This window comes from Paenibacillus sp. DP01 (assembly GCF_044784315.1).
In the GTDB taxonomy this organism is placed as follows: Bacteria; Bacillota; Bacilli; order Paenibacillales; family Paenibacillaceae; genus Paenibacillus; species Paenibacillus polymyxa.
The window spans coordinates 2,280,438-2,292,583 of record NZ_CP173059.1 but is presented as its reverse complement, the minus strand read 5'-3'; the positions used below and the strand labels follow the sequence as shown (position 1 = coordinate 2,292,583).

Sequence of the window (12,146 nt, the reverse complement as noted above, 5' to 3'; positions counted from 1 at the left end):
TGAATCTAAACCTCCTATGGTAGTTGGACGTCGTACCTTGATTTGTTATTTAATTTTCAAAAAAATACCGCACCCAGTCACTTGACCCCATTATACATGATTAAAATACGAAAAAACAAGTCATCCTGTTCGTTACGCTAGGTTTCCCATTGCCTTCCCAAACCATAAGTAAGTGTCATTTTATCTACATACCTGATTAACAGCATAGCAAAAAGGACGTTCTATAAGAACGCCCTTCATGCCAGAGGACCTTGTCAGACAATAACCGAGTCGGTGTTGCACCTACCGACTGCCCTTAACAAGGGTACTCCTTATATTTATAAACATCTTACAGCTAATTTCTTTTTAGCGGGTAAATAAATTCTTAATAAACTTCGCTTCATCTTCGGTAGGAGGAATAAGCGGCAACCGAACTGAACCTACCTTAATCCCTCGTAATTCTAATGCATACTTTACAGCCACCGGATTAGGTAGAGGATGAGGACAGCCGAACATGCCCTTAAAAATTGGGAACAACTGCTGATGCAGTTTGGCTGCCTCCTGCGCGCGTCCCCCTACAAATGAATCCAACATCCGCTTCATTTCTGCACCTACCACGTGGCTCGCTACGCTGATAATGCCATAAGCACCTACAGCCATGGCTGGCAGTCCAGATGCATCATCCCCGGAATAAACCAGAAAGCCTTCTGGTGCTGCCGCTGCAATCTGTGTGACCTGTGCAAGTGATGCACATTCTTTGGTTCCTACAATGTTCGGAATTTGTGCAAGTCGCAGTGTCGTTTCAGCTGTTAGGCTGGCTCCGGTACGGCTTGGAACATTATACAGTATAGCTGGAAGGGATGTGGAGTTTGCAATACTTTTGAAATGCTGATACATCCCTTCCTGATTTGGTTTATTATAATATGGCACTACCAGCAGCACACCGTCTGCTCCCGCCTGCTCCGCAGCACGGGTGAGATGGATGGAATGACGTGTATTATTGCTTCCCGTCCCGGCAATAATTTTACATCGCCCAGCTGCTTTTTCTACAACAAATGCAAACAACTTAATTTTTTCATCATCGCTCAGGGTAGGAGACTCCCCTGTTGTTCCAGATACAACAAGTGACTCTGAATGCTGTTCTTCTATTAAGTAATCAATCAACGAGGACAATGCAGTCCAGTCAATCTCTCCTTGCTGATCAAAAGGTGTCACCATTGCGGTAATCAATCTGCCGAAGTTCACCATGCTGCCTCCTTTTTTTGCAAGTCCGAGCACGGACAATGCGCCTATTGATGGAGTTCAAATTTATTATGCAATGCGCGTACAGCCTGCACCATATCTTCCTTTTTAACAAGTACCCAGATCGTGGTGTTGGAATCTGCCGATTGAAGGATCTGTACGTCTGATTCTGTCAATGCCTCCACAATTGTCGCCATAATACCTGGTACCCCGTTGATACCACCGCCTATGACCGAAACTTTAGCACATCCGGCCAGTATCTTAGGCTCTAGTCCTAAACCGTTAAGTACTTCAACCGCTTTGCTTCCATCATTATCAAATACGGTATAAACCGCCCCTGATGGAGTTACGTTAATAAAATCAACGCTGATTCCATGTTCAGCCATAGATTTGAACACTTGTAATTGCAAGTGCTCCAAACCTGACTTTAATTCAACAGTAATTTGAGTAACATTGCCGACATACGCAATACCGGTCACGAAACGGTCTACGATATCTGCCTGCACGTCTTTAAAGCCTTCTGGGTGGGTAACCAACGTCCCCTCTCCTTCGGAGAAGGTTGAGCGAACCCGTACCGGAATATTCGCCTGCATGGCGATTTCAACAGCACGAGGATGGATCACCTTGGCTCCCTGATGAGCCATATTACAAATTTCTGTATAGCTAACATGTGCAAGCGGCTTCGCATTTTCCACAATACGCGGATCAGCGGTTAATATACCATTCACATCTGTATAAATATCCACCATATCTGCATGTAGAGCAGCCCCCAGCGCCGTAGCTGACGTATCGCTGCCTCCCCGACCAAGGGTAGTCATATCACCATCAGCAGTTTGTCCCTGAAAACCTGTCACAATGACAACTCTGCCTTGGTTCAGCTCTTCCACAATCCGGTCTGGCTTGATATCCAAAATGCGAGCATTGCCATATTGATCATCCGTAATAAAGCCTGCCTGTGCTCCAGTCAGCACCGTAGCAGGAATACCTTCCTTCTCCATCAGGCTGCATAACGTAGCGGCAGAAATGATTTCACCACAGCACAGCAGTAAATCCCGCTCGCGCTTAGGAAGACTGTCACCGTTAGAAGCCGCCCAATCCAGCAGCGTGTCCGTTGCATAGGGCTCTCCTTTTCTCCCCATGGCCGACACAACAACAACCAATTGAAGATTTTGTTCCAGCTCCCGCTTCACATGTGCCAGCACAAGTTGACGCGCTTCAGGTGTGGACAGCGAGGTTCCCCCAAATTTTTGCACCAAAATACCCATTATTTTTCCCCCATATTACTCCCTGCTTTAGGAACGTTACTCCGCCTTTGCAGCAATAATTTCCGCGATTTGCACCGCGTTCCATGCCGCTCCCTTGAGCAGATTGTCGGATACGACCCACAAATTCAATCCACGGCTATTGCCCAAATCACGACGTACACGCCCTACGAATACGTCAGGTTTTCCTGCAGCTTCGGATGCCAACGGATAAAGCTGGGCAGTAGGATCGTCTACCAGCGTTACTCCAGGTGCGGAAGCCAGCAGATTACGAACTTCTTCTAGATCATAATCATTTTTAAGCTCTACATAGACAGATTCCGAGTGACCATATACAACAGGAATACGAACGCACGTTGCCGTTACGTCTACAGAATCGTCACCTAGTATTTTTTTCGTTTCGCGTACCATTTTCATTTCTTCCAGTGTATAACCATTATCCTGGAATTTATCAATTTGCGGAATAGCATTGAAAGCAATCTGATGCTTTACTGGCAACGAACCTACCGGCAGCAAATCTGGCTGAACTTCATCACCGTTAAGAATGGCTGCGCTTTGACGATTCAATTCATCAATAGCACGGCTTCCAGCGCCGGAAACGGCCTGGTACGTGGATACTATGATACGAGAAATGCCATACTGATCATATAATGGTTTCAAAGCAGCTACCATCTGAATGGTGGAGCAGTTCGGGTTCGCGATAATTCCCTGATGCTCGGCAATTTTGTCGCTGTTCACCTCAGGTACTACAAGAGGAGCTGTCGGTTCCATTCGGAATGCGTTGGTGTTGTCAATGCAAACTGCCCCATGACGAACAGCATGCGGCGCCAGTTCCTTACTCACGTCTCCGCCTGCACTAAACAAAGCAATGTCGATTCCTTCAAAGCTGTCGGGGGTAGCAATCTCTACTGGAATCTGCTGACCTTTAAAGCTAATTAACGTGCCGGCAGAACGAGGCGAAGAAAGAAATTTGATTTTGTCCACAGGAAAATCGCGTTTTTCCAGTAGATTTACGATCTGTTCCCCTACAGCGCCTGTCGCTCCAACGACAGCTACATTAAACTTTCTATTGCTCATCTGGTGTATCTCCCCTTCTCGACTAAAAACCATTTTTTATTCTGAAAGCATCCACCGCCAACAAGAAATTAGACCCGATGGATTATCGAATCATCTTCTAGGCGAGGGATGCTCAGCAGTTAATTATAGTACTTCATGGGGTCTTGCGTTCCACAATCATCGGCTGAATCTGCCTGCCCTGCAATGCTTCATAGGCAGCCTCCGGAATCAATTCCATATTGGCTACAAGCGAGTTCGGCTTTTTAACTGGATTATCCTGTCCGAACGGCACAAAAAAGATGTTCTTGGCTACTAGTAACTTGGCGATATTGGCAGCATTTAGACCAAGTCCATCATTAGTAGATATGGCTAAAAGAAGTGGACGGCCGTTGCGTAATTGCGCCTTGGCAGCCATCAAAACCGGACTGTCCGTCATCGCATTCGCTAACTTGCTCATCGAATTCCCCGTCAAAGGTGCAATCACCAGCACATCGAGCATTTGGGAGGGTCCCAGTGGCTCAGCCTCCACAATTGTAGAAATGATATCATTCCCTGTTATATCTTTCAACTGTTTTTGCCAACTTTGCGAAGTACCGAAGCGAGTATCCGTTGTTAGTACGGTATTGGATATAATGGGAACGACCTTCGCACCCTCATCAACAAAGCGCTGTATAACAGGCATTACCTCTTCAAATGTGCAATGTGAGCCTGTAATAGCATAACCTACCGTTTTCCCTTGCCAACTCATTGTGCATCCCCCCGATCAGGATTATCTTCCATTAACAACTGCACCAGCGTATTCGCTATAATGGTACCAGCAGTTTTGGGAGCAACAATACCGGGAAGACCGGGGGCAAGCATAGCCGTAATTCCACGCTTTTCCGCATACCGGAAATCACAACCGCCTGGGGCGGAAGCAAGATCTATAATCACGGTACTCAGTGGCAATTTAGACAGAATTTGCGCTGTGATAATCATAGAGGGTATCGTATTAAAAATCAAGTCAACTCCCTTTGTCTCATTCGCTAAATCCCTTGTCATAAAAGGCTTCCAACCCATCTCCACGGCTCTCGCTGCATCCTCCGCCCGCCGTACTCCAACTTTCACTTTGGCTCCCAACCCCTGTAGTGCCCTTGCCATGGTAAATCCAGTCCGTCCCATGCCTAGAACCATACAATCTGCACCATGGATCGTAAAATCAGTATGCTGAATTGCCATCATCAGTGCGCCTTCAGCTGTAGGTATAGAATTGTATATGGCCACATCATCTCTCTCCAGCAGCTCAACCAGCTTCAATTCATGCCTGGTACAAATTTCTTTTAAGTACGCTCGCGCCATCCCTGTATATACAACGCAATGCGGTGGAAGAGCAGCAGCATGCTCATTCAGAAACTGGAGCTTTTGTGCTCCGAAAAGTGCATTCACGTTGCCTTCCTCATCGCATCCCACCACTGGCAGAATCAGTGCGTCTGACGATTCCAGCAGCTTGACAGACAATGGCTCTAATGTGACTCCTTTGAGTGGTACTTCGAGCTTGTCAAAGCCGACCACAGTGACAGTAGCATCCATGTCGACACATTTGCGGATTACCTCAAGCTGCCTCGCATCGCCACCCAAAACAACGATGCGCATTCCTGTTAGCATCCGGATCACTCCTTTCCGAGACACGATATGCTTTTATTCTATGCAGATGCCCGGGAAGGGGTGAAAAAACACAAAAAAAGCCGCCCCTCTACGGAACGACTTTTATGTGTATGCTTACTCTTAAGCGAGTAATATTGAAGCTTCCTACAAAATGGACAATTGTATTACACTGCATGCAAGTGAACCGTAGACTCAGCGTCCTGTATGACCAAAGCCTCCAGCACCGCGTACAGTTTCAGACAAATGGTCTACTTGTTTTAACTCCACCTCAGGCACAACCTGAAATACCATTTGTGCAATTCGCTCATTGCGCGTAATGGTGAACGGTTCCTCGCCTAAATTGATAAGAAGCACCTTAATCTCTCCACGATAATCTGCATCAATCGTTCCAGGCGTGTTAAGACAAGTAATACCATGCTTGAGAGCCAGTCCACTACGCGGACGGATTTGTGCCTCTAATCCTGCTGGCATGGCTATTGCAAATCCAGTTGGAATGAGACAACGTTTGCCAGGTTCCAGAACCAAATCCTCCTGTACTGCTGCATACAAGTCAAATCCCGATGCAAGCTCTGACATTTTGCGGGGGAGCTCAATATCTTCATTGCCCCCGAGTCTGTTAATTTCAACGTAAGTTAACAAAATAGTCCCTCCTCATATCCTTAACCGCTGAATCGCTCGCTCCGACCATTGACAGAGCAAACGGCTCCGAAAACATCCGATCCAGCACTTTGTTCACATCATCAGCCGTCACTTGTTCGATGTGTTCGATCATTTGATCCAGCGTATAATGCTGACCCAACATTAACTCATTTTTTCCAAGACGGTTCATTCGGCTACCCGTACTCTCAAGGCTTAAGATCAGACTTCCTTTTAGCTGCTCCTTGCCTTTACGAAGCTCATTAGCGTCCAAACCATTGATAGCCACATCTCGTAACAGCTCCAGCGTCAAATCGAGCACATCCTTTGTTTGCTTAGGAGCGGTACCTGCATAGATTGTGAACATTCCACTATCGGCATGGGAGCTATGATAGGAATAGACCGAATAAGCCAGTCCGCGTTTTTCACGAATTTCCTGAAATAAACGTGAGCTCATGCCCCCGCCGATCGCGTTATTCAGCAAAACCATAGCATACTGGAGATCGTCGCCTATTGCAAATCCAGGCAGAGATAGACAAATATGATTCTGCTCCGTTGCTTTCTCATGGTACAAGAGCTGACCGTTAAACGCAGGTACTGTCAGTGGCGAAACGGTTCCGTGATTATCGAAATGCCCAAAATGTTGCTCCAGCAATTCTACAAGACGATCGTCAACATTACCAGCTACACTGATAACTGTATTGTCGATTGTATAGTGCTCCTTCATATAATGGCTGAGATGTGAGCTATCCATAGCTAGCAGGTGATCTTCGGTTCCGAGAATCGGATAAGCCAGTGGGTGTTCGCCATAGGCCGCCCGAGATACAAGATCGTGCACCATATCATCCGGTGTGTCCTCGTACATGGAGATTTCCTCCAAAATCACATTTTTCTCTCTTGCGAGCTCTTCCTGATCCAATTTGGAATTAAAGAACATATCAGACAGTACATCGACTGCGATCGGTAGATGCTCATCTAGTACTTTCGCATAATAGCACGTATATTCCTTCGAAGTGAAAGCATTAACATTTCCTCCGATGGCATCGAATTGCTCAGCGATTTCCTTAGCACTAAAACGCTCTGTTCCTTTGAAAAGCATGTGTTCAATAAAATGAGAAATACCGCTATTGTCCGGTGTTTCGTTCCGGGAACCGGTTTTAACCCAGATGCCGAAAGAAACAGAACGCACGGTTGGAATTTTTTCGATGACCACTCTTAGGCCGTTTTTGAGTTGAATTCTTTCCACGCTTGGCCCTCCTAAACTGAATTGCATACTTTGCCATAATGTTCAATCCTAACAGAAAAAAGACGTTCACTCAACCGGAGCTGGTAGCTGCCGATCAGGGGAAAGCGTCTGACTGACAGTTCCAAGCACAAGTCCTTTACTACGAATGGCATGAATCATACCTTTGAGAGCAGCAGCCGAGGAATCTGTTGGGTGCATCAATATCAGGGAGCCTGACTCAACCTTGCTGTTGATTTTATGAACCACCGATTCCGGTGACGGATGTTTCCAATCTACGGTGTCCAATGTCCACAACACAGTTTTGAGTCCATGCTCTGCGGCTATATCCACTGTTTGTTGATTAAAATCCCCCGATGGAGGGGCAAACCAATTATTTTTGACACCCAAAGTTTCTTGAAGAAGCATTTCCGTCTTTTCGATTTCTTGTACGGCTCTGGCTCGGCTCAAACGACTCATATTGGGATGAGAATAAGCATGATTCGAAAGCTCATGCCCTCTTCTTTGAATTTCCTTGGCAAGTTCAGGATTTTTCTTCAGCCAACTTCCATCAAGAAAAAATGTAGCCTTAACCCTCTCCTGATCCAATGTATTCAGTATAGGCACGATAAACTCATTCCCCCATGCTACATTGATCATGAAGGATACCATCGGTTTTTCAGGATTGCCCCTGTAAATGGGGACATTCCCCAGTTGATTTAAATGTATTTTGGGTGCCAATTGGCGATATACATATTGAATAGGCCGATCTGGAGCTGCAATGGCTTTGCGATAGGTAGCATCCAAATCGACTTCCAGTCCGTTATAACCTGGAATAGCCTTCCATACCCTGTCGACCTTGGCATCAACTGGTTCTCTCCGCTGACGTGCTGCTTCTGTCCTTAGTCGCTGCATAAGCGCATTATCAGGCAAAGCTACCACCGCCATCGTGGGTGTAGCTTCAAGCTCTTCGGCTCCTGTAGCGTTTCCATTGCGTAATTGACTAGCGTAGTCACGAACCCCGCTAAACTGCCCGATTACCAGTGTGACGGCTAAAGTGGCTACCACCCACACCGCTCGTTTCACCCTACTCATCATTCCTTCATCCTCCCGCTCGTTTGTCCACATTGTATGCGGGGAGGACAAGATCTATGACGTAGTAAGCTATAGAAGCCCTCTTGGGTGCAGCTTGTGCATATGTATGAAAAAAGAGCCAGAAACGTAGCTCTGCCTCTTTCCAAAAGCTTAATTTATGCTATTCAAATCCCTTATTCTGTACAAACGTATAGAATCCCTATTACAGTAGTTCGCGGTCTCACAACCTAGGACTTAGCAGGAGCTTCAGCCGTCAGTACTGCCTTACGGGACAAATTGACGCGACCTTGCTGATCGATTTCAGTTACTTTCACCGTAATCGTATCACCAATAGCAATGACATCTTCAACTTTGGCTACACGCTCAGTAGACAGTTGAGAAATATGAACCAGACCATCTTTACCCGGTAAAATTTCAACAAATGCGCCGAATTTTTCAATTCGTTTGACTGTACCGATGTAAATCTCGCCGACCACGACTTCTTTTACGATACCTTCAATAATGGAACGCGCCTTCTCATTCATCTCTTGATTTGTAGAAGCGATGAACACACGACCATCTTGTTCAATATCGATTTTCACGCCGGTTTCTTCGATGATCTTGTTGATGATTTTACCACCAGCTCCAATAACATCACGGATTTTATCCGGGTTAATGTGCATTGTCATAATTTTTGGAGCGTACGGAGACAATTGCTCACGTGGCTTCTGGATCGCTTCCATCATTTTGCCAAGAATGAACAAACGTCCTTCTCTGGCTTGCTTGAGCGCATCCTGTAAAATATTGCGGTCAATACCGTCAATTTTAATATCCATTTGAATGGCAGTTACGCCTTCCGCTGTACCAGCAACTTTAAAGTCCATATCGCCCAGATGATCTTCCATACCTTGGATATCTGTCAGTACGGAAACATGATCTCCATCCTTAATCAATCCCATGGCCACACCTGCAACTGGAGCTTTAATCGGTACACCTGCATCCATCATAGCCAGTGTGCTTGCACAAATACTAGCTTGTGAGGTCGATCCATTCGATTCCAGTACTTCGGAAACCAGACGGATCGTGTACGGAAATTCAGTTTCGGAAGGAATTACTTTGGAAAGCGCACGCTCACCAAGAGCACCATGTCCGATTTCACGACGACCCGGCGCGCGCAAAGGACGAGCCTCACCTACGCTGAATGGAGGGAAATTGTAATGATGCATGAAGCGTTTGGTTTCTTCCAGATCAATACCGTCTAGAATTTGTACATCCCCTAGAGCACCAAGAGTACAAACGCTAAGCGCCTGCGTTTGCCCGCGTGTAAATAAGCCTGAACCGTGCGTACGCGGCAAAATGCTAGTGTCACTTTCAATTGGACGAATTTCGTCAAGCTTACGACCATCAGGACGCACTTTATCATGCGTAATCAGACGACGGACTTCTTCCTTAACGATATCATAGAGAACTTCGCTCACATCACTCAAAAGCTCAGGTGTCTCTATGTATTGTGCTTCAAAATGGGCAACGGTCTCTTCATTAACGGCATCAATCGCCTCTTGACGGGCATGTTTTTCTGCAATTTTAACAGCTTCCACCAAACGATCAGCTGCATAAGCACGTACTTCACTGTTCACTTTTTCATCAACAGCATGCAGCTTAACCTGCATTTTCTCTTTACCTGCTACTTGCACCAATTGTTCAATAACTGCCACAATGTTCTTAATTTCATCATGTCCGAACATAATAGCTTCGAGCATAACTTCCTCTGGAATCTCATCGCCTTCTGCTTCTACCATCATAATGGCATCTTTTGTTCCAGCTACAACGAGATACAGATCGCTCGCGTTCTGCTGTGCAATATCTGGATTAATTACAAATTTTCCGTTTACACGACCTACAGCAACCCCGCCAATTGGACCGTTAAAAGGAACATCCGAAATACTGAGTGCTGCCGAGGTTCCAATCATGGCTGCAATTTCAGGTTCACAATCCTGATCAACACTCATGACTAGGTTTAACACCTGCACATCATTACGGAAACCTTCAGGGAACAATGGGCGAATTGGACGGTCTGTCAAACGACTGGATAAAATCGCCTTTTGACTCGGGCGTCCTTCACGCTTAATAAATCCGCCAGGAATTTTCCCCACAGCATACAATCTTTCCTCATAGTTCACGGTCAGCGGAAAAAAGTCCAAATCTTTCGGTTCACGGGAAGCGGTCACAGTACACAGCACAACTGTTTCTCCGTAACTCACCTTAACTGCCGCATTGGCTTGTTTTGCAAGACGTCCTGTTTCAAGCACCAGCTTTCTTCCGCCGAGTTGCATTTCTACGCGTTGCTCCATGGTATCCCTCCATTTCATTTCATTGTAAAAGTTCTATACACATCCAGTATTTCCTGCGCAGGTCTTATTCATAAGAAGCTCACAGACAAAATAGGATATGTAATTCAAAAAAAGATTCCTCATTTCAAAAAAGAACCCGGCTGCTGTCCGCCGTCGCCTTAGCAGGGACAAGCGGTGAACAACCAGGCTTCTTTTCTCATTACATGTCTGAAAATTAACGACGCAGTCCGAGACGCTCGATCAACGCACTGTAACGTTTAACATCAGTCTTCTTCAGGTAAGCCAAAAGTTTACGACGCTGACCGACCATTTTCAACAACCCGCGGCGGGAGTGATGGTCTTTCTTGTGCGAACGAAAGTGACTTTGCAAGTTGACGATGTTTTCAGTAAGGATAGCGATTTGTACCTCAGGTGATCCTGTATCGGATTCATGAGTTTTGTACTCCTCGATCAATTGCTGTTTACGCTCTTGAGTCAATGCCATCCTGTTCACCTCCTTCATTATAATCGCCATTAGCCTCGTAACCGCCGGTGAAAGCGGACAACCAAGCTAAGGTTCATCGTTGTTTACACAACATAAGTCAGTATAACACAGCGCCTGTCTTATGTAAATAAATTAGCCCAACAGCTTTTTAGCCGTTTGTGCATCATTGCCAATTTGGCTGATCAGCTCATCCACTGAAGAGAATTTGCGTTCAGGACGGATGTAATGATGAAGCTCAACAAGCACAGGCTCCCCATAAATTTGTTGATTAAAATCAAAAAGATGTACCTCAAACGACGGATTCAGCACACCTTCATGAAACGTAGGCTTAACTCCTACATTCATTACACCATTTATCCAATGATCACCCACGAGCGCCCGTACAGCGTACACACCCTTAACTGGAATGACATATGAATCATCCAGCTTGAGATTAGCTGTCGGAAAACCAATTGTGCGTCCGCGCTTCTCTCCATCCATCACAGTACCCTGGATACGATAAGGGCGTCCCAACCAGCGTGACGCATGTGCTAAATCCCCCGTCTGTAAAGCACGGCGAATGCCGGAGCTGCTTACCTTATCCCCATCCAGTTCGAACGGTGGTACAGTGTAAACAGACATCAGCTCCCCTCCCAGCTTACGAAGCGTATCCTCATGCCCGGCTCCCCGGTAGCCAAACCTAAAATCAAAACCTACTACCGCCGTTCGAATTTGTAATGGAAGCAGCACTTCTGTTATAAAAGCCTCCGGGCTAACCTTGGAAAACTCTTCGTTAAAACTTAAAATATAAAGTACATCCACACCCATATCGGACAGAATAGTCTGTTTATCCGCAAGCGGTGTTAAATAACCTTCATAATCGCCTTTTTTCATGACTTCTTTCGGATGAGGGTGAAATGTCATGACAGATACTGGCACATTCTGTTCATGAGCGAGCGCGACAGCCTTACGTATTACGCTTGCATGTCCCAGATGAAGGCCGTCGAACTGGCCGATCGCCGTGACTTGTGGACGTCCCCATTGCTGCAATAACTCATCACTCAAAGGATAAGATAACGATACGGTAATCATATTCATTCACCTGCATTTCACATCATTTGACTAACTTCGTCAAAAATTATAGCACAATTCAAGGTGAAAAACGTCTATCAGCATAATTTCACGGAAGCCAGGCCGTGCCTTGGGAAAAATTTCTG

At 45.9% G+C, this 12,146-nt stretch carries 11 protein-coding genes; all 11 read right to left on the bottom strand.

Annotation, left to right across the window (positions count from 1 at the left end; translation table 11 throughout):
• Positions 1-345 precede the first annotated feature (345 nt).
• Positions 346-1,227 (bottom strand): 4-hydroxy-tetrahydrodipicolinate synthase, encoded by an 882-nt coding sequence (gene dapA / locus ACH59B_RS10395; RefSeq protein ID WP_031463334.1) that lies wholly within the window; start codon positions 1,225-1,227, stop codon positions 346-348.
• A gap of 41 nt (positions 1,228-1,268) precedes the next feature.
• Entirely contained in the window at positions 1,269-2,486 is a 1,218-nt protein-coding gene (gene dapG / locus ACH59B_RS10390) for an aspartate kinase (RefSeq protein WP_216975158.1), read from the bottom strand.
• A 36-nt stretch (positions 2,487-2,522) separates the two neighbouring features.
• The gene (locus ACH59B_RS10385; RefSeq protein ID WP_016820991.1) at positions 2,523-3,560 is read right to left on the bottom strand and encodes an aspartate-semialdehyde dehydrogenase; all 1,038 of its coding nucleotides are present in this window, start codon (positions 3,558-3,560) and stop codon (positions 2,523-2,525) included.
• A gap of 133 nt (positions 3,561-3,693) precedes the next feature.
• Complete coding sequence (locus ACH59B_RS10380) at positions 3,694-4,287, bottom strand: dipicolinate synthase subunit B (protein WP_016820990.1); 594 nt, start codon at positions 4,285-4,287, stop codon at positions 3,694-3,696.
• Positions 4,284-5,183 (bottom strand): dipicolinate synthase subunit DpsA, encoded by a 900-nt coding sequence (gene dpsA, locus ACH59B_RS10375; protein ID WP_016820989.1) that lies wholly within the window; start codon positions 5,181-5,183, stop codon positions 4,284-4,286. Before dpsA ends, ACH59B_RS10380 begins: the two co-directional genes overlap by 4 nt.
• A gap of 192 nt (positions 5,184-5,375) precedes the next feature.
• The gene (gene dut, locus ACH59B_RS10370) at positions 5,376-5,822 is read right to left on the bottom strand and encodes a dUTP diphosphatase (protein WP_016820988.1); all 447 of its coding nucleotides are present in this window, start codon (positions 5,820-5,822) and stop codon (positions 5,376-5,378) included.
• The gene (locus ACH59B_RS10365; RefSeq protein WP_017427946.1) at positions 5,806-7,065 is read right to left on the bottom strand and encodes a pitrilysin family protein; all 1,260 of its coding nucleotides are present in this window, start codon (positions 7,063-7,065) and stop codon (positions 5,806-5,808) included. Before ACH59B_RS10365 ends, dut begins: the two co-directional genes overlap by 17 nt.
• Positions 7,066-7,131: 66 nt before the next feature.
• Positions 7,132-8,139 carry a polysaccharide deacetylase family protein gene (locus ACH59B_RS10360; protein ID WP_017427945.1) on the bottom strand — a complete coding sequence of 336 codons (1,008 nt, stop codon included), beginning with the start codon at positions 8,137-8,139 and terminating at the stop codon, positions 7,132-7,134.
• Between the two features lie 224 nt (positions 8,140-8,363).
• Complete coding sequence (gene pnp / locus ACH59B_RS10355) at positions 8,364-10,466, bottom strand: polyribonucleotide nucleotidyltransferase (protein ID WP_404303667.1); 2,103 nt, start codon at positions 10,464-10,466, stop codon at positions 8,364-8,366.
• Positions 10,467-10,680: 214 nt separating this feature from the next.
• Entirely contained in the window at positions 10,681-10,950 is a 270-nt protein-coding gene (gene rpsO / locus ACH59B_RS10350; protein ID WP_007430074.1) for a 30S ribosomal protein S15, read from the bottom strand.
• A gap of 132 nt (positions 10,951-11,082) precedes the next feature.
• Complete coding sequence (locus tag ACH59B_RS10345) at positions 11,083-12,021, bottom strand: bifunctional riboflavin kinase/FAD synthetase (protein ID WP_404303665.1); 939 nt, start codon at positions 12,019-12,021, stop codon at positions 11,083-11,085.
• Between the last annotated feature and the right edge of the window lie 125 nt (positions 12,022-12,146).